The organism is Nocardiopsis sp. KDC1DS13DA1, assembly GCF_055632325.1.
Genome location: NZ_JBVMUY010000010.1, coordinates 116,240 through 133,717 on the forward strand (window position 1 = coordinate 116,240; position 17,478 = coordinate 133,717).

At 73.1% G+C, this 17,478-nt stretch carries 17 protein-coding genes; 5 read left to right on the top strand and 12 right to left on the bottom strand.

Annotated features, from left to right (window positions below):
- Positions 1–52: 52 nt before the first annotated feature.
- Together ACTVAJ_RS07800 and ACTVAJ_RS07805 are read left to right on the top strand one after the other, a co-directional pair.
- Positions 53–667, top strand: a complete 615-nt coding sequence (locus ACTVAJ_RS07800) for a TetR/AcrR family transcriptional regulator (RefSeq protein WP_470387390.1) — start codon at positions 53–55, stop codon at positions 665–667.
- A gap of 106 nt (positions 668–773) precedes the next feature.
- A complete protein-coding gene (locus tag ACTVAJ_RS07805; protein WP_470387391.1) occupies positions 774–1,349 on the top strand; it encodes a hypothetical protein in 576 nt (191 codons plus the stop codon).
- Between the two features lie 147 nt (positions 1,350–1,496).
- On the opposite strand, the gene ACTVAJ_RS07810 is transcribed toward ACTVAJ_RS07805, so the two are convergent.
- The gene (locus tag ACTVAJ_RS07810; RefSeq protein ID WP_470387392.1) at positions 1,497–2,816 is read right to left on the bottom strand and encodes a GH1 family beta-glucosidase; all 1,320 of its coding nucleotides are present in this window, start codon (positions 2,814–2,816) and stop codon (positions 1,497–1,499) included.
- A gap of 29 nt (positions 2,817–2,845) precedes the next feature.
- Positions 2,846–4,150 (bottom strand): MFS transporter, encoded by a 1,305-nt coding sequence (locus ACTVAJ_RS07815; protein ID WP_470387393.1) that lies wholly within the window; start codon positions 4,148–4,150, stop codon positions 2,846–2,848.
- Positions 4,151–4,480: 330 nt separating this feature from the next.
- Here ACTVAJ_RS07815 and ACTVAJ_RS07820 point away from each other — a divergent pair, with 330 nt between their 5' ends.
- A complete protein-coding gene (locus ACTVAJ_RS07820) occupies positions 4,481–5,209 on the top strand; it encodes a VOC family protein (RefSeq protein WP_470387394.1) in 729 nt (242 codons plus the stop codon).
- A 223-nt stretch (positions 5,210–5,432) separates the two neighbouring features.
- On the top strand, positions 5,433–7,409 hold the full coding sequence (locus ACTVAJ_RS07825; protein WP_470387395.1) for a WD40 repeat domain-containing serine/threonine protein kinase: 1,977 nt from the start codon (positions 5,433–5,435) through the stop codon (positions 7,407–7,409).
- A 44-nt stretch (positions 7,410–7,453) separates the two neighbouring features.
- On the opposite strand, the gene ACTVAJ_RS07830 is transcribed toward ACTVAJ_RS07825, so the two are convergent.
- The 10 genes from ACTVAJ_RS07830 to map form a co-directional block, all read right to left on the bottom strand.
- Positions 7,454–8,053, bottom strand: a complete 600-nt coding sequence (locus ACTVAJ_RS07830; RefSeq protein ID WP_470387396.1) for a PadR family transcriptional regulator — start codon at positions 8,051–8,053, stop codon at positions 7,454–7,456.
- Entirely contained in the window at positions 8,054–10,006 is a 1,953-nt protein-coding gene (locus ACTVAJ_RS07835) for an acyl-CoA dehydrogenase family protein (RefSeq protein WP_470387397.1), read from the bottom strand.
- A gap of 144 nt (positions 10,007–10,150) precedes the next feature.
- A complete protein-coding gene (locus tag ACTVAJ_RS07840) occupies positions 10,151–10,426 on the bottom strand; it encodes a helix-turn-helix domain-containing protein (protein ID WP_470387398.1) in 276 nt (91 codons plus the stop codon).
- A gap of 416 nt (positions 10,427–10,842) precedes the next feature.
- Positions 10,843–11,832, bottom strand: a complete 990-nt coding sequence (locus tag ACTVAJ_RS07845; protein WP_470387399.1) for a S66 peptidase family protein — start codon at positions 11,830–11,832, stop codon at positions 10,843–10,845.
- 88 nt (positions 11,833–11,920) lie between these two features.
- Entirely contained in the window at positions 11,921–13,300 is a 1,380-nt protein-coding gene (locus tag ACTVAJ_RS07850) for a M20/M25/M40 family metallo-hydrolase (RefSeq protein WP_470387400.1), read from the bottom strand.
- Between the two features lie 112 nt (positions 13,301–13,412).
- Positions 13,413–14,246 carry a M55 family metallopeptidase gene (locus ACTVAJ_RS07855; protein WP_470387401.1) on the bottom strand — a complete coding sequence of 278 codons (834 nt, stop codon included), beginning with the start codon at positions 14,244–14,246 and terminating at the stop codon, positions 13,413–13,415.
- 215 nt (positions 14,247–14,461) lie between these two features.
- The gene (locus ACTVAJ_RS07860; RefSeq protein ID WP_470387402.1) at positions 14,462–14,719 is read right to left on the bottom strand and encodes a hypothetical protein; all 258 of its coding nucleotides are present in this window, start codon (positions 14,717–14,719) and stop codon (positions 14,462–14,464) included.
- Positions 14,720–15,101: 382 nt separating this feature from the next.
- The gene (locus ACTVAJ_RS07865; RefSeq protein ID WP_470387403.1) at positions 15,102–15,359 is read right to left on the bottom strand and encodes a hypothetical protein; all 258 of its coding nucleotides are present in this window, start codon (positions 15,357–15,359) and stop codon (positions 15,102–15,104) included.
- A gap of 299 nt (positions 15,360–15,658) precedes the next feature.
- Positions 15,659–15,898, bottom strand: a complete 240-nt coding sequence (locus tag ACTVAJ_RS07870; RefSeq protein ID WP_470387404.1) for a hypothetical protein — start codon at positions 15,896–15,898, stop codon at positions 15,659–15,661.
- 291 nt (positions 15,899–16,189) lie between these two features.
- The gene (map, locus tag ACTVAJ_RS07875; protein ID WP_470387405.1) at positions 16,190–17,041 is read right to left on the bottom strand and encodes a type I methionyl aminopeptidase; all 852 of its coding nucleotides are present in this window, start codon (positions 17,039–17,041) and stop codon (positions 16,190–16,192) included.
- Positions 17,042–17,269: 228 nt separating this feature from the next.
- Here map and ACTVAJ_RS07880 point away from each other — a divergent pair, with 228 nt between their 5' ends.
- Positions 17,270–17,449, top strand: a complete 180-nt coding sequence (locus tag ACTVAJ_RS07880) for a hypothetical protein (protein ID WP_470387406.1) — start codon at positions 17,270–17,272, stop codon at positions 17,447–17,449.
- Positions 17,450–17,478 lie beyond the last annotated feature (29 nt).

Below are 17,478 nucleotides of genomic sequence, written 5' to 3' on the forward strand. Positions count from 1 at the left end.
GCTCCCGAACCGGGTGCGGCGTGCCCGCACACCGCAGTTGAGAGGGCGCGACGTGGACACCGGACCCGACCGGGAGCCGAGACAGGAACGCAGCAGGGCCACCCGCGCCCGGTTGCTGGACGCGGCTGTGCGCTGCCTGGCCGAGCGCGGTGTGGCCGGGGCGACGGTCGGCGCGGTCGCCGAGGCGGCCGGGGTGTCGCGCGGCGCGGCCCAGCACCACTTCCCCACCCGCGACGAGCTGTTCCTCGCCGCGCTGGGACGGATGGTCGACAGCCGGGGCGAGGAACTCCGGCGCGGTGCCACCGCCGTCCCCGAGGGGCCCGGCCGCACCGAGGCGGTCGTCCAGATGGTCGTGGACGCGTTCGGCGGCCAGGACTTCCACGCCGCGCTCCAGCTGTGGGCGGGTGCCGCCAGCGACCCGACCCTGCGTGACCGGATCATCCCGATGGAGGAGCGGGTGGGACGCCAGATCCACCGGGCGGCGGTGGAGCTCCTGGGGGCGGACGAGTCGGTCCCGGGCGTGCGGGAGGCGGTACAGGCGACGCTGGACCTGGCGCGCGGGCTGGGCCTGGCCAACCTGCTCAGCGACGACAGCGCACGTCGGCGGGGGATCGTGCGCCAGTGGGCGCGGATGCTCGACCAGGCGCTGGGGCGGGGGAACGGGTGAGCGTCCGGCTCCGCGCGGTGTGTGCGGCCGCGCGGATGTCTATCATCGGAATCGGTCGGGTTCGGCCCGGCCGAGGAACATACGCGGACGAGACCGGACGGACGGTGTGACGGTGGGTGCGCAAACGGGTCGGGACCTGCCCGGCCTGGCCAGGCAGGCGGTGGACGCGTTCGCGGAGAGCGCCGAGCGGCGCAGGGATCGCGACGCCCTGATGGATGCCGCGTTCGCCGCCCTCTTCGAGCTGTACCGGGCCACCACGGCGGCCGAACGCGGCTCCCCCGCGGGGCGCAACTTCAACTCGAACCTGGCCGAGCTGCTGGTCAGCGGGAACAACCCCGACCGGCTCAGCCTGTACGTGGTGCGTACCCAGACCGCCGCGGAGAACGGGCGGTACGAGGGCTACCGGCCCGCCTGCTGGCGTCGGTCGATGCTCCAGATCCTCGGTGACGAGTTCGTCCCGTGGGACCGCTTCCTGCGCCCGGTGGACCTGGAGGCCGTCCCGCGCATCGACGACGCCCTGGTCGCGGTGGCGGCCGAGGCCAGCAGTCCGGGCAGCGGTGAGGAGGTGCCCGCCTGGGTGCCCGAGTCGCACTGGTGGTGGTGGGAACCGGGCCGCCAGGCCGAGGCGGAGGGCGCCGACCGGGCGGACAGTGGACCGCTCGACGCCGTCGGGAGCGAGTAGGCCGACCGCCTCCCGCGCCACCCGGCGGGACCCGCGCCACCCTCGGCCGGAACCGGTTCCGCGCGGCCCGCGCGGTCGGGTCCTCCGAGGGGGCTCCCGTCCGCGCCGGACCTGGTTCCCACGCGATCAGGCCGCACGGACGCGGTGTCAGCGGCGGTCCGCGATGAGGTCCCGGTACCAGTCGAACGAGTCCTTGGGCAGGCGCCGCTGGGTCGCGTGGTCCACGTGCACCAGACCGAACCGCTGGTGGTAGCCCTCCGCCCACTCGAAGTTGTCGGTCAGCGTCCACACGAAGTACCCGCGCACGTCCGCGCCGCGCTCCCGGGCCCGGTCCACCGCCGCTATGTGGTCGCGCAGGTAGGCGATCCGCCCGGGGTCGTGCACGCGGCCCCCAGGGGTGACCGCGTCCTCCTGCGAGCACCCGTTCTCCGTGACGTACAGCGGCGGCAGCACGTCACCGTACCGCTCGCCGAGCAGGAGGATCATCCGCTCCAGTCCCTCCGGTACCACCGGCCACCCGAACGCCGTGGTCGGCACCCCGGTGACCTCGGCGAGGTCGAACGGCAGCCCCGTCCCCTCGGCCGGCGCGGTGACCAGGGACGGGTTGTAGTAGTTCACGCCCAGACCGTCCGCGCTGCCCGCGATCAGGTCCAGGTCACCGTCGCGCACTCCGGGGACCCCGCCCACCCCGAACGCGGACAGGTCCGGATAGCCGCCGAGGAGGAGGGGATCGGTGAACAGCCGGTTGTGCAGTGCGTCGTAGGCGTCGGCCGCCGCGCGGTCGGCCGGGGAGTCCGAGGCGGGCTCGACGGGGGTGTGGTTGTTGGTGAGCAGCACCTCCAGGCCGCGGTCCCGCAGCTCCCGGGCCGCCAGCCCGTGCGCCAGCAGTTGGTGGTGGGCCACCGCCAGCACGTCCGGAACCTCCAGCACCCGGCCGGGCGCGTGGATGCCGAACGCGTGCCCGTAGGCCATGTGCACGACCGGCTCGTTGAGCGTGATCCAGCGCCGTACCCGGTCACCCAACGCGTCGGCGGTGGCGGCGGCGTACTCGGCGAACGCGTGCGCCGTGTCGCGCGCCGACCAGCCGCCCGCCTCCTCCAGCTCCACCGGCAGGTCCCAGTGGAACAGGGTCGGCACCGGTTCGACCCCCCGCTCCAGCAGTGCGTCCACCAGCCGGTCGTAGAAGGCGGCGCCGTGCTTGTTCACCGTCCCCCGGCCGCGGGGCACCACACGCGGCCAGGAGACCGAGAACCGGTAGGCGTTCACCCCCAGCCGGCCCAGGAGGTCCACGTCCTCGGCCCAGCGGTGGTAGTGGTCGCACGCCCCGGCCGGGCTGTGCCCGTCGCGGACGGCGCCGGGGCGCCGGTGGAAGTCGTCCCAGACCGACGGGGTGCGCCCGTCCTCGGTCAGGGCACCCTCGACCTGGAGCGCCGAGGAGGCGACACCCCACAGGAACGGTGACGGCACGGTGGTTTCCTTCCTCGTCGGGCGCGGCCTCACGCCACGCCCCGGATCTTCCAGACGAACGCGGCGCCCAGCAGGGTGAGCACGCCGCACACGGTGTAGAGCACCGGGTAGCCGCCCAGGTGGACGACGATCGGGCCGGCCAGCGCGGGGCCGATCACCTGGGGCCCGGCGCTGGCGATGTTGACGATGCCCAGGTCCTTGGCCCGCCCGTCGGCGCTCGGCAGGACCTGGGTGACCAGGGCGTTGTCCACGGCCAGGAACACCCCGAACCCCACCCCCAGCACCACCGCGCTCAACAGGCTCACCGGCCACGTGGGGAACGCGGCGAGCAGGAACGCGGGCAGGGCCATCACGCCGCCGGACAGCGCGACCATGCCCCGGCGGCGGCCGGTGCGGTCCGAGACCAGCCCCGCCAGCACGGTCGTGGCCACGACCGCCACCGTGTAGACGACGATGAGGAGCAGCAGTCCGTCCGTCGCCGAGGCGCCCGGGAAGAGCTCCTCGTAGCCGACCCCGTCGCGCAGGAAGTACAGCAGGTAGAGCGTGAACATGGCGTTGCCGGTCTGCATGAGGAACCGGGTCAGCCAGGCCCAGCCGAAGTCGGGGTGGCGGCGGGGTGAGATCCACAGGCTCCGGACGAGGTCACCCCAGGGCGGGCGCGCGGACCGGGGGAGCGGGGGATCGGGTGCCAGGAGGGCGAACGGCAGGGCGAAGGCCAGCAGGAGGGCACCGATCAGCGTGTACCCGGGTGCGGTTCCGCTGACCACCGTGGTCACCAGCAGCACCGAGACCACCACCCCGGCCGTCTGGGGGATACCGATCCACCCCGACACCGCGCCCCGCTGGCGCACCGGCACGTGGTCGGGGACGGCGGCGAGCAGGGTCGCGTTCAGGCAGGCCAGCGCGGCCTGGACGAACGACCAGCCGACGAGCACGCCCGTCGCGCTCTCCTGCCGTCCGAGCACGGCCAGCCCGGCCGCGCCGAGTACCGCGCCCGCGACGACCCACGGCCGACGCCGCCCGAACCGTCCGGTGGTGCGGTCCGACAGCGCCCCGGCCAGCGGGGTCGCGGCCATGGCGATCGCCGCGCCGACCCCGGTCACCCAGGCGAGCGCGGTCTCCTTGGCGTCGGGGGCGATGAGGGCGATCTGCTCGGGGAGCAGGACCTGGAGCGGGCCGAAGAAGCCCATCCACATGCCCAGGTTGGCCAGGCAGATACCGGCCACCCAGGGGGCGCGCACCGGTCGCGTGGGCTCGGCCAGCGCGGCGGGGGCGGGGGAGCCGCCGGGGGGCGTGGGGTCGGAGGAGGGGGATCGCGCGGGGGGTGTGCGCACGGACGACCTACCTAACATGAATTTCCCTCATGTTATGTGGGTCACATGCCCGGACGGAAGCCCCGGAGCGCGCGGACGTCACGGGCGTCGGCGGCGGGGTGCCGCCCGTGCGTCGGCTCGACTGGAGCGGTGGTGGGAGAACTGGGTAGTCAATATTGACTAGTGGCTGGGTCGGATTCTGGTCTCAACCAGTAGTCAAGTTTGATCAATCGACGGAGGGGCATGGCCGTGAGCGGTGGTGCGGCGGGACGCGATGGTGCGACGACCGGGAGGAGTTCCGGGGGGTCCGGCACCGCGACGGGGGACGCGCCCGTCCCTCCGCCGGCGGGCGTGCGGCCCAACGAGACGGTCGTTCCGGTGCTGCACTGCGCCGACCCGGAGGCGACGATCGGGTTCTTCCGCGCGCTCGGCTTCGAGGTCACCCACGACCAGCGCAGGCCCTACCACTACCTGGCCCTCCGCTGGAGCGGGTTCGACCTGCACTACGGCCGCCCGCCCGAGGGGCTGGACCCGTCGACGGAACACACCGGCGGGTGCCTGGTCGTGGTCGACGACGTCGCCGCCTACCACGCCGCCATCACCCGGGGCATGCGTCGGACCTACGGCAGGGTCCTCGGCCGCGGCCTGCCCCGGGCCACCCGCCACCGGCCGGGAGCGAGCCGCTTCACCCTCATGGATCCCTCGGGCAACGCGATCATCTTCATCCAGTGCGACGAGCCGGAGGAGCTGGAGTACGGCGGCTCCAGGGAGCTGCCGGCGTTCGCGCGCGCCCTGGACGGCGCCCGGATCCTGCGCGACTTCAAGACCGACGACCTGGCGGCGTCCCGGCAGCTCAGGTCCGCGCTGCGCAGGCACGCGGACCAGGCCACGGACGTCGAACGCGCCACGGCGCTGGCGATGCTGGTCGAGCTGTCCACCGCTCTGGGCGAACACGCGGACGCGGCGGACTGGCGCGACCGGCTGCGGGGGATCCACCTGACCGGGGAGGAGCGGAGCGCGGTCGAGGCGGAGCTGCGCAACGCCGCGGACCTGGGCCGCTGGCTGGGTGAGGACGCCTAGACACGGGGGGCCGCCGGGCGGGCGGACATCGCCGCCGGGGAGGCGGCCCGGTCCCGGTCCGGACCGGGATCCGTCGGCTCCGGGGTTGCTGGCATAATCCTCGGGCGACACGGATCGCCACCCCTCCCCTTGGTAGAAAGCCGACACCGTGGACCCCCTGCACCCCACAGACCCTCCTCACATCGGCCCCTACCGTCTCACCGCCCGCCTGGGAGCCGGTGGGATGGGCCAGGTCTACCTCGCCCACACCGTTTCCGGACGGCAGGTGGTCATCAAGGTCATCCGTTCCGAACTCGCCCGGGACCCGGAGTTCCGTTCCCGCTTCGCCCGCGAGGCCGACGCGGCGCGACGGGTCGGCGGTTTCCACACCGCCCAGGTGGTGGACGCCGCCCCCGACGCCGAGGCGCCCTGGATCGCCACCGCCCACATTCCGGGCCCCACCCTGGAGCGGGCCGTACGTGAGTCCGGTCCCATCCGGCCCCCGGTCCTCCACGTTCTGGCGGTCGGGCTCGCCGAGGGGCTCGCCGCGGTGCACTCCAGTGATCTGGTCCACCGCGACCTCAAACCGGGCAACATCATCCTGGCCCACGACGGACCCCGCATCATCGACTTCGGCATCGCCCGTCCGCTGGACGTCAACAGCATGACCACGCACGGCGCGGTGTTCGGCACGCTGCCGTACATGTCCCCGGAGCAGACCGACGGGTCCAGGGTGGGCCCGGCCTCGGACGTGTTCTCGCTGGGGACCGTACTCGCCTACGCCGCCACGGGCGTCAACCCGTTCGTCGGGGCCACGGTGGCCGAGACCCTGCGCCGTCTGATCAGCCCCGCCCCCGACCCGGGGGAGATCGATCCGCGGGTGCGGGCGCTGATCCGCGACTGCTGGAACCACGATCCCGTGCGGCGCCCCACTCCGGCCCAGATCCTCACCCGCTTCGAGGAACACGACCTCCGTGGCTCCTGGCCGCACCCGTCGCCGCCGTCCCACCCCGGGCCCACGGTCCGGCTCCCACCGGAGTCGGCGGCGTCGCCTCCCGGACCCGCCCCACACCCCCCGCCCGCGACGGTGGTCCGGCCCCCGGCGGAGCCGGTGGCGCCGGGAAACCGCGGGTCCGCCCGGCACTCCACACGCACGTGGCTGCTCGGTGCGGGCGCCGCGGTGACCGTCGTCGTACTGTTCCTGTGGGTCGGCGTCCAACTGGTCACGAACGCGTCCGGGTCGGACCGGGCGGCCGGGTCCGCGGGGAACGGCTCCGGCGACTCCGGGGGCGGCGGTCTCCTCGACTCCGGTACGAGCGGGACCAGCCCGGACATGGCCTTCGAGCACGGCGGGGAGGATGCCGTGCGGTCGGTGGTGTTCAGCCCCGACGGCACCATGCTCGCCACCGGGACCGGCAACGCCGCGGGAACCGGGAACGCCACCCGGCTGTGGGACGTCGCATCCGGCGAGCGGCTCGACTTCTCCCGGGCCGAGGACTGGATCGGATCGACGGACATCACCGTCGCGGGTGACGACGAGGACGACCCCTTCACCTTCCTGGCCGAGGACGGGTCCTTCCGGCTGTGGTACGCCGACAGCGGAGAGGAGGTCGTCCCCCTCGTGGGTGGGAACTTCGCCTGGCCGACGGCGTACAGCCCGGACGGCGCCACCGCCGCCGTCTCCGTCGGCGCGGCCGGGTTGTGGGACACCGGAACCGGGGACCGGATACGTCTGGTCGACGACTCCGGCGCCGGTGCCTACGAACTGGAGTTCAGCCCCGACGGCCGGACCCTGGCCGTCGGCCACGACGACGGCACCGCGCACCTGAGGGACGTCGGATCCGGGGACGAGATCGCCGAACTCACCGGGCACGAGTACCACGTTCACACGATGGCGTTCAGCCCCGACGGCACCATGCTGGCCACCGGCGGTGGCGACAGCACCGTCCGGCTGTGGGATCCCGGGAGCGGGCGCGAGATCACCACCCTCCCCGACCACGAGGGCACGGTCTACGAGGTGACCTTCAGCCCCGACGGCACCACCCTGGCCGTCAGCGACGACACCACGACCGTGCTCTGGGACGTCGGGACCGGGGAGGAGGTCGCCAGATTCCCCATGACTCCGTTCCTCCTGGGGCTCTCGATGACGCGCTTCAGCCCCGACGGCACCACCCTGGCCATCGCCAGCGGTACCAACGTGTACCTGTGGCCACTCGACTGAGCCCCCGCCGAACCCTCGCGTCTCCCGCCTCCACGGAACACCGCCTACGCGTCCTCGGCCAGCAGCCCGTCGAAGGGGGCACCCTCCTCACCGGCGAAGGTGTGGGCGCCGCCCTCGATCCGACCGATCAACGCGCGGGTCCACGCGGCGTTGGACTGCGCCGTGTGCGTCCACAGGTCCATGATCTCCTCGATGTGCCCGGTCGCCCCCGGACCCCCGGCGGGCGCCCGGTGCTGCGCGACGTGCTCGCGCCAGGACTCCAGCGCCCCGACCCGCCTGCGCAGCAGCTCCACCACCTCCGCGCGCGGCAGGTCGACCATGAGGCCGAGCGCCGCCGAGAGCACGTCGAAGCGCTCGTCGTGGGCGGACAGCGCCGCGCGCAGCAGGGAGAGGTACGCCTCCTCACCCTCCTGCGTGATCTCGTACTCCGTGCGGGGCGGCCCGCCGGCCGTGGAGGGGGCGACCTCGTGCGCGACCAGCAGACCCTGCCGGGCCGCCTGCTTCAGCGCGTGGTAGATCGACCCCGGCTTGGCCGTGGACCACTCGTGCGCGCCCCAGTGCTCCAGGTCGGCGCGCACCTGGTAACCGTGGGCGCGGCCGTGCAGGCGGACCGCGCCCAGCACCAGCAGCCTGACCGCCGACATCTACTCGCCCTGGCGCGCGTGCTCCGCGCCGAGGGCGATCGGCGCGCCCAGCCACTCGTCACGCAGTCCGAAGGCGTCCACCAGGGTGACCGCGTAGGGGCGCAGCCCCCGGCACAGGTCGTTCACCGCCTGGCTGACCGCCTTGGCCCGCGCGGTGGACAGGCGCTCGTGCTCCAGGAACCAGGCGCGCTCCTCCTCCACGACCGACAGGACGTACAGGTCGCACACCCGGTTGAGCAGCTTGGCGGTCGCCTGGTCCCCGCAGCGGTCGATCCCCGCCACGAACGCCTCCAGCACCACCCGGTCCATGTGCGCCCGGCCCGCCGCCAGGACGTGGTCCTGGGCGCGGTTGAACACCTCGAAGGCGTCGCTGCCGTCCCGGCGGGCCCGGCGCAGCCGTCGCGCCAGCCCCTCGACCACGTGCTTCTCGCGGTCCTCCAGCAGCTCCAGCTGCCAGCCCCGGTTGTACAGGTCGGCCTCCTCGCCGCGCCCGGGGGCGGCCGCGATCAGCCGGTCGATCAGCGGCCTGGCCGCCGTGCGCTCGATGACGCCCTCGAACACCCGGCCCGCCATGAAGCGCACCAGCTCCAGCTGGTCCAGGTCGCCGAAGGACTCCCGGAAGTCGGTCAGCAGACCCTTGGTGAGCTGCTGGAGCAGGACCGTGTTGTCGCCCTCGAACGTGGTGAAGATGTCGGAGTCGGCCTTGAGCTGGGGGATGCGGTTCTCCGCCAGGTACCCGGCGCCGCCGCACGCCTCCCGACAGGTCTGGATCGTCCGGGTCGCGTGCCAGGTGGCCACCGCCTTGAGCCCGGCGGCCCGCGACTCCAGTTCGCGCTGGGCGCGTTCGTCGCGCTCGGGGGAGCGGGACAGTTCGTGCAGGCGGGAGACCAGCTCCTCCTGGGCGAAGTGCAGGGCGTAGGTCCGCGCCAGCGCGGGCAGGAGTTTGCGCTGGTGGGCGAGGTAGTCCAGGATGCGGACCTCGCGCTCGGGCCGGCCGTCGCCCGCGGGCCGGGTGAACTGGCGCCGGACGTCGGCGTAGCGCGTGGCGATGGCCAGGGCCGCCTTGGTGGCCGTGCCCGAGCCCCCGGCCACGCTGATCCGGCCCCGGATGAGCGTGCCGAGCATGGTGAAGAAGCGGCGGTTCTCGTTGTCGATGGGGCTGGAGTAGGTGCCGTCGGCGGCGACGTCGCCGTAGCGGTTGAGCAGGTTCGTACGCGGGACCCGCACGTGGTCGAACCACAGGCGGCCGTTGTCCACCCCGTTGAGCCCGGCCTTGGCGCCGCAGTCCTCGATGCGCACACCGGGGGCGGGCGAGCCGTTCCCGTCCCGGACCGGCACCATCAGGGCGTGTACGCCGTGGTCGGCGCCGTCCGTGTGCAGCTGGGCGAAGACCACGGCCATGCGGCCGTCGCGGGCGGCGTTGCCGATGTAGTCCTTGCGCGCCGACTCGTCGGGCGTGTGGACCACGAACTCCTCGGTGGCGGGGTCGTAGACGGCCGTGGTGCGCAGGTGCTGGACGTCGGAGCCGTGGCCGGTCTCGGTCATGGCGAAGCAGCCGGGCAGGTCGACGGACATGACGTCGGGCAGGTACGCGGCGTGGTGGCGTTCGGTGCCCAGTGCGCGGATCGCCCCGCCGAACAGCCCCCACTGCACCCCCACCTTCACCATGAGGGACATGTCGGCGACGAGCATCTCGAAGGCGACGACGGAGGCGCCGATGTCGTCGCCGCCGCCGACCGACTCGGGGAAGCCGTAGGCGGGGATCTCGGTCTTGGCCAGAGCCCTGAGCTGGGTGAGGACGCGGGCCCGGTGGTCCTCCACCGACAGCCCGTGGACGGGGGCGAACTCCTCCCCCCGGAGGAGGTCGCGGGCCCGTTCGCGGACGCTCGCCCAGCGTCCGTCCACGAGGCCGCGCAGTTCGGCCTCGTCCACGCGTAGTGCCCGGTCGGTCATGGTCTCCCCCTGGTGGTGCTCGACGGCGCGGCCACTCCCGTGCCTACCATCGCCGGGCCCGGGCGTGTCGGGAACACGCCCGGGACGCGGGTGTGGTGGCCCCCACGGTACGGCTGGCCGGGCCGGGCCGTGGGCCGGGGCCGGTCAGACGGCCGCGGCCGCCTCCGTGCCGGGGACGGCCGCGTGGACCCGGCGCAGGAGGTCGTCCAGGGACACGTCGAGCGCGGTGGCCACGGCGGCCACGGTGAAGAAGGCGGGGGTGGGGATGCGGCCGCCCTCGATCTTGCGCAGGGTCTCGACCGAGATCCCGGCCTGGCGCGCGACGTCGACCATCGTCCGGTCGGCGCGGGCGCTGCGCAGGAGGGACCCGAGCAGGCGGCCCCGCTCGATCTGGTCGGCGGTCAGCGGTTCACGAACCATGCCGAGAGTGTAGCCCGCGCCACCGGGTCGGTAGGGTAATGCCGGTATAACTATTGGAGTCGGGGGTGGGGTCCCTCATGCTCGCACTGGAGGCCCCGCGGAGATCGCCCGGGTGCGCGGGCCGGACACGTCCTGCCGCGGCGGTCCTCACCGCCCCGCGGCCGGCCCCTCTCCGGGGGCGGTGCGTCCCGGGGGCGGGTGAAGCCCGCGACGCGAGGAAGGAAGGCCGCGGGAAGGCCGAACTCCGACGAGGTGAGGCCCTCCACCACCTGCCGGTCGGGCTCCCCGTACACCCCGAACGCCCGCACCGTGCAGTGCTCCGTGACGCCGCGGATGTGGGAGGCCGACGGCGGCAGGCGCACGGGGCGCCCCGGGATCCACGACGGGCCGGAACACGTCCCGGGGCTCGGCGCGCCTCACTCCAGGCCGGGGACGGTCAGCTCCAGACTGCCGTTCCCGGTGTCCAGACACGCGGGCACCCCCAGCGGAACGGTCAGCTGTGCCGCGCAGTGCCCGAAGTCCAGCCCCCACAGCACCGGGACGCCCAGCGGTGCCAGACGGTCGCACATCAGGTCGGCGATCACCCCCAGGTCCGGCGGGCAGTCCGTCCACGTCCCCAGCGCCACCCCGGCGATCCCGTCCGTCCAGCCGGTCCGCAGCAGGTGGGTGAGCATCCGGTCGATGCGCGCCACGTCCTCCCCGACGTCCTCCAACAGCAGGATGCCCCCGTCGGCCGACAGCCTGCTGTGCGGGGTGGCCAGCCCGTCGTTGAGCAGGCTCAGGTTCCCGCCGAAGGTCACACCCCGGGCCCGTCCCGGCACCAGGGCCCGCACCCCCGGGGAGGTCAGCACCGTCCGCTGCTCCGGGGCGAACAGGGTGGTGCGCAGCTCGTGCTGGGCGACCTGGTCGCCGACGAAGTACCGCGTTCCCACCACGGGCCCGTGCACCGTCGCCACGCCCAGCTCGACGGCGAAGGCCTCGTGCAGCGCGGTGATGTCGCTGAACCCCACCAGGGCCTTCGGTCGGGCGCGGCGCATCGCGTCGAAGTCGAGCAGGTCCAGGGTCCGGTGCGCCCCGTCGCCTCCGCGCACGCAGAACACCGCGGCCACGTCCGGGTCGCACCACGCCTCCTGGAGGTCGGCGGCCCGTGCGGCGTCCGTTCCGGCGAGGTAGGGCAGCAGGGGATGGCGTTCGCGGACGTGTGGAGCGAACTCCACCCGCAGCCCCCACGAGGTCAGTACCCGCGCCGCTGCCGTCAGCCGGGCCGGCGGAACCGGACTGCACGGCGCCACCAGGCGGACCCGGTCCCCCGCGCTCAGCCGAGGCGGTCGGACCAGCGCCCCCACACCCCGCGCACTCCGTGCCGCGTCGGCCGCGGTCTCCCGGTCACCGCGCACCTGTGTCATCGTGCCCCCACCCGCTCGCCGTCCGTCGCCGCGCCCGCTCCGGCGCACACCGTCCACACCGTGTCCCGTCCCACCCGGCCCGTACCGCTCAGGAGCGGAGGAAGGTGTCCAGGACACCCACCCCGAACCGCAGTGCCTCCAGGGGGACTCTCTCGTCCACCCCGTGCAACAGGCCCGGGTAGTCCATACCCTCCGGCAGCAGCATCGGTGAGAAGCCGTAGCAGTCGATCCCCAGCCGGGCGAACACCTTGGCGTCCGTGCCGCCGGACATGCAGACGGGAACCACGCGCGCGTCGGGGTCGTGGGCCACCAGCGCGGACCGCATCGCCGCGAACGCCTCCGACCCCAGGGGAGCGGCCACCGGAGGGGAGGCGTGGTCGTACTCCCAGTCCACGCGGTCGCCGGTGAGCGCGTCCATCGTTGTGGCGAACTCCTCCTCGGCCCCGGGCAGGACCCTGCCGTCCACCCCGCCGAGTGCCTCGCCCGGCACCACGTTGACCTTGTCACCGGCCGCCAGCGTCGTGGGCGCCGCCGAGTTGCGCACCGTCGGCGCCACGAGCGGGGCGGCCGTGCCCAGTCGGGCGACCAGGGCGTCGACCGCCTCGTCGGTCTCGGTGTCCCCGGGCGTGCGCCCGACCTCCAGCGCGTCGGCGATCGCGTCGATCGCGGCACCGGCCACCGGGGTCAGACGGAGGGGCCAGCGGTGTGCGTCGATCCGGGCGACCGCGGCGGCCAGGGCGCCGACGGCGTTGTCCGCCGGCGGCCGGGAGCCGTGTCCGGCGGTTCCGCGGGCGCGCAGTGTGAGCCAGGCGCTCCCGCGTTCGGCCGCGGCGACCGGGTAGAGCCGTACCGGCCGGCCGGTGGCGCTGCGCGCGTGGACCGTGTGGCCGCCGCGCTCACCGATCCCGACCCGGCAGCCCTCGAACAGGTGCGTGTGCTCCCGGACCAGCCAGTCGGCGCCGAACGCGGCGCTGTCCTCCTCGTCGGCGACCAGTGCGAGCACGATGTCGCGCCTGGGGCGCAGGCCGTTGCGTGCCCAGTGGCGCACGACGGCGGTGACCATGGCGACGGTGTTCTTCATGTCCACCGTTCCGCGTCCCCACAGCGACGGGGCCCCGGTGACCGGGCAGTCGGCGACCTCACCCGCGAAGGGCGGGACCGACCAGTCCCCGGCGCGGGCGGGGACGACGTCCAGGTGGGCGTGGACCAGCAGGGCGGGTGCGTCGGGGTCGGTGCCGGGGAGGCGGACGACGACGTTGGAGCGCCGGTGCGCGGGTTCCAGGAGCTGCGGGGTCAGCCCGGCGTCGGTGAGCGCCTCGGCGGCGAACTCGGCGGCGGCCCGCTCGTCACCCTCACCCCGGCCGTGGTTGGTGGTGTCCCTGCGGACGAGCTCACGGGCCAGACGGACGGCGTCGTCCCCGGCCGCTGCCAGGCCGCGTGTCGGATCGGTCGGGGAAGGTTCGCCCACGGCCGTGGCCTCGCTCTCGACTGTGATACCTGGGGCACGGGGAACTGGTGTGGCTGTGGTGACTCATGCCACGGAATCACCGTACACAGGAGGGGAGCCGGTCAGTGCTCGTCTACCCGTAGTCGGCCTCCACGGCGCGGGCGATGAGCGTGGTGACCGCCTTGAAACAGCGGATCATGTCGTAGGCGCTCGGCGAGGTGTAGCGGATCCGGCGCACCCCGGTACGCGTCACACCCGGTACCACGGCCGCCGCCTGGGCCAGGTGCGCGGCGTCGACCTCGACCTCGACCGTGTGTGTCCGGGGCTGCGCGGGGTCCAGCCGTCCGGCGAGCGTCATGGCGGCCCGCGCTCCGGAACGGATGTCCCGACCGGTGCGGGCCGGGGGAGAGCACCGGGCGGCGTAGCGGCTCACGTGCTCCTTGACCGCGACCGTCCGGGCGAACGGCGCGTAGGTCGCCGCGTCCTCGCACGCGCGGTCGTCCCCGGTGACGAGGACGACCGGGACGCCGTACTCGGCGGCCACGGCCGCGTTGAGCCGTCCCTCGCTGGCGGGTTCCCCGTCCAGCCAGACACCGGTGAGGGACCCCGGGAGATAGGTGTGCGCGAGCACCCCCTCGTCCCCGGCGCCGCAGTGGTAGCCGAGGAAGACCACGCCGTCGCAGTCGCCGTGCTGGATCCCCTCGACCATCGACAGGTCCTTGTGGCGCCCGGTGATCATGGTGGCGCGTTCGTCCAGGTGTTCCAGGAGGAGGTTGCGCATGGTGGCGTGCGCCTCGTTGACCAGCACCTCGCTGGCCCCGCCCGCGAACAGGCCCCCGACGGCGGCGTTGACGTCACCGGTGAACATCGCCCGGCAGCGCTGCCACTGCTCGGTGCCGGGTTCGACGTCGGCGGGCCAGGTGACGCCGGTGGCGCCCTCCATGTCGGCGGAGACGAGGATCCTCATGCGCCGACCCTAACCCTCCGGCTCCGGCCGATCCAGGCAGGGACGGGGCGGGAACGGGGAGGGGCGGGGGAGCCGGACGCCGTGCGCACGGGAACGCCCCCCACCCCCGGAGAGCCGGGAGTGGGGGGCGTGACCTGGGGTGTCGGGGATCTCGGGACTCCCCGACACCCGGAGCGCGATCCGGACGCCGTGCGTCCGGCGTTCGCTCGACCGATCTAGGGGCGCCAGGGGCCGCGGTGGAAGTCGCGGTCGCAGTCGAGGCCGCGCTTGAAGCCGCCGCCCCACGGGCCGTGGTGGATTCCGTCGTTGGTCGCCGCGGCGCAGATGTGCTGCGATCCGGCGCCGCCCGGGCCGGCGAAGGTGGCGTCGGCCTCCCAGAGGCTGTCGGCCAGGGCCGTCGCGGGCAGGCCGAACGCCAGGGTAGGCGCGGCGACCGCGGTGAGCAGGACTCGCGAGATGGTCTTCATCGTCATGGGATCTCCCCCCTGTGTGTGAACCGATGCGTTCGCTCCGGTTCTCCTCCGCTCGTGTTGAGCGGCACGTCTACAAGTATGCGCAGATAGTGGTCGGATATGCACAGTTTGTAACCGGATTGACGAAGTGTGTGGCGAGAAGGGCTGATTTATTCCTGATCTGTCGCCCGGGTGGCAGGATGCGGGCACTGTTCCGCGCCGGAGGGCGGAGGCGGGAGCGGGAGATGGGGGTGATGTTCGGGTTCGGGGGGTCTGAGGCTCCGGGGGTGGAGGGCGGCACGAAAAAGTGCCGGGGAGGCTTGCTCCCCGGCACCCGGCTCACGATCCGGGCGTCGTGCGCCCGGCGTTCGCCTTCGGACCTATCCAGCGGATCCTTGCGGCCCTAGCGAACCCAGGGGCCGCGGTGGAAGTCGCGGTCGCAGTCGAGGCCGCGGTTGAAGCCGCCGCCCCACGGGCCGTGGTGGTGGCCGTGGTTGGTCGCGGCGGAGCAGACGCTCTGCGACCCGGCGCCGTACGGGCCGGCGAAGGTCGCGTTGGCCTCGAAGAAGCTGTCCGCGAGAGCCGTCGCGGGCAGGCCGAACGCCAGCGTCGGGGCCGCGACCGCGGTGAGCAGGACTCGCGAGATGGTCTTCATCGTCATGGGATCTCCCCCCTGTGTGTCGACCGGTGCAATCGCCTCGGTCTCTTCCACTCGTTCGAGCGGCACATGGACAAGTATGCGCATCTGGTAACCGGATATGCACAGTTTGTAACCGGATTGACGAAGTACCGGGGGATACGGGGGTATTCGCCCGCTGAAGTGTCGGTGGGGTGACAGCTCGGCACCCGATTCCGGGGGTGGGGGCCGGGGTGGGGGCGCACACGCGAGGCGCCGGGGAGCGGTGCTCCCCGGCGCCGGGCTCGCGATCCGGATGGCGTCCGGTGCTCGCCGCTGTCCGACTACCAGATCCAGGGCCCTCGGTGGTCGTCGCAGCCACGGTTGCCGAAGCCGCCGAAGCCGAAGCCGAAGCCGCCACCGTCGAACGCCGCGGAGCAGACGCTCGTCGAGCTGGCGCCGTGCGGGCCGGCGACGGTCTGGTCGGCCTCGTAGAAGCTGTTGGCGAAGGCGGTGGCCGGGAGGCCAAACGCCAGGGTAGGCGCGGCGACGGCGGTGATCAGGATTCGCGAGATGCTCTTCATCTGGGATCTCCTCCCCCGTGTGTGGACCGGTGCGTTCGCTCCGGTCGCTTCCGCCCGTGTTCGAGCGGCACGCTTACGAGGATGCGCAGATCGTGTGCTGATATGCGATGTTTGTAACCGGATTGACCAAGTATGCGGTGATATGCGTGGATTTTGGGGCTGAACTGTCGGTGGAGTGACAGCTCGACGCCCGTTGTCCGGTGCGCGGAACGGTCTGCCGCACCCCGGACACGACGGTGCCCCGGAGGCCCGTGGCCTCCGGGGCACGCGTACCGACGCGTCCGGACGTGTCTAGGGGAGGGTGAGGATCTCCGCCCCGGAGTCGGTGACCACGAGAGTGTGCTCGAACTGGGCCGTCCACGAGCGGTCGGCCGTCACGGCGGTCCACCCGTCGTCCCACATGTCGTAGTCCACCCCGCCGAGCGTGATCATCGGCTCGATGGTGAACGTCATCCCCGGCACCATGACCGTGTCCGCGCGCGGGTCGTCGTAGTGCGGGATCACCAGGCCCGAGTGGAACTCCGGCCCCACCCCGTGACCGGTGAAGTCGCGGACCACGCCGTAACCGAAGCGTCTGGCGTAGGACTCGATGACCCGGCCGATGACGTTGATCTGTCGGCCCGGGCGGCACGCCCTGATCGCCCGCATCGTCGCCTCGCGGGTCCGCTCGACCAGCAGGCGGTTCTCCTCGGCCACGTCTCCCGCCAGGAACGTGGCGTTGGTGTCACCGTGTACGCCGCCCTTGTACGCGGTGATGTCGATGTTGACGATGTCGCCGTCGGAGACCACGGTGTCGTCGGGGATGCCGTGGCAGATCACCTCGTTGAGCGAGGAGCACAGCGACTTCGGGTAGCCCTTGTAACCGAGCGTGCTCGGGTAGGCGCCGTGGTCGAGCAGGAACTCGTGGCCGATCCGGTCCAGTTCGTCCGTGCTCACCCCCGGCTCCACGTGCTTGCCGACCTCCTGGAGCGCCTGGGCGGCGATCCGTCCGGCCTCGCGCATCCGCTCGATGGTCTCGGGGGTCTGCACGTCACCGAGGACGCCCTCCACCGGGTGCTTCCGTCCGACGTACTCCGGCCGGACGATGTGGGAGGGAACCGAACGTTGTGGCGAGATGCGCCCAGGAACCAGCGGAGTTGTCATGGACACAGATTGTAGTTCGTCCCTACCACCGCCCGGTTGGGGAGCGGTCGCACCGTACCGGCGGCCACCCGCGCCGCGGCGGGGATTCCCGTCGCCCGGTTCCGGGAACGGTTGCGGGGGATGACATGTCACGCGGGGCCGGTGGTGGTCGCGGTGTGACCGGACCGGCACCCGCAGCGACGGCGGGTGCGGGTGCATTTGGTCCGAACGATCGGGAGGCGGGCGACGATGGGTGAGATACACGGCGGCGACTGGTGGTACTGCCTGAAGCACATGCGCGTCGAACAGGGCGCGGGCTGTCCCAACCGGGAGCGTATGGGGCCCTACGAGGACGAGGCCACCGCGGCTCGGGCGCTCTCCATCGCGGCCGAGCGCAACGAGGAGTGGGAGGCGGAGGACGAACGCTGAAGAGCCGGGGTCCCACCTCCCCGGCCCGC

Coding starts and splice junctions, on each gene's coding strand:
- ACTVAJ_RS07825 (WP_470387395.1), top strand. CDS start 5,433: ATGGGCCAGGTCTACCTCGCCCACACCGTTTCCGGACGGCAGGTGGTC.
- ACTVAJ_RS07830 (WP_470387396.1), bottom strand. CDS start 8,053: ATGTCGGCGGTCAGGCTGCTGGTGCTGGGCGCGGTCCGCCTGCACGGC.
- ACTVAJ_RS07835 (WP_470387397.1), bottom strand. CDS start 10,006: ATGACCGACCGGGCACTACGCGTGGACGAGGCCGAACTGCGCGGCCTC.
- ACTVAJ_RS07840 (WP_470387398.1), bottom strand. CDS start 10,426: ATGGTTCGTGAACCGCTGACCGCCGACCAGATCGAGCGGGGCCGCCTG.
- ACTVAJ_RS07845 (WP_470387399.1), bottom strand. CDS start 11,832: ATGACACAGGTGCGCGGTGACCGGGAGACCGCGGCCGACGCGGCACGG.
- ACTVAJ_RS07855 (WP_470387401.1), bottom strand. CDS start 14,246: ATGAGGATCCTCGTCTCCGCCGACATGGAGGGCGCCACCGGCGTCACC.
- ACTVAJ_RS07860 (WP_470387402.1), bottom strand. CDS start 14,719: ATGACGATGAAGACCATCTCGCGAGTCCTGCTCACCGCGGTCGCCGCG.
- ACTVAJ_RS07865 (WP_470387403.1), bottom strand. CDS start 15,359: ATGACGATGAAGACCATCTCGCGAGTCCTGCTCACCGCGGTCGCGGCC.
- ACTVAJ_RS07870 (WP_470387404.1), bottom strand. CDS start 15,898: ATGAAGAGCATCTCGCGAATCCTGATCACCGCCGTCGCCGCGCCTACC.
- map (WP_470387405.1), bottom strand. CDS start 17,041: ATGACAACTCCGCTGGTTCCTGGGCGCATCTCGCCACAACGTTCGGTT.
- ACTVAJ_RS07880 (WP_470387406.1), top strand. CDS start 17,270: ATGGGTGAGATACACGGCGGCGACTGGTGGTACTGCCTGAAGCACATG.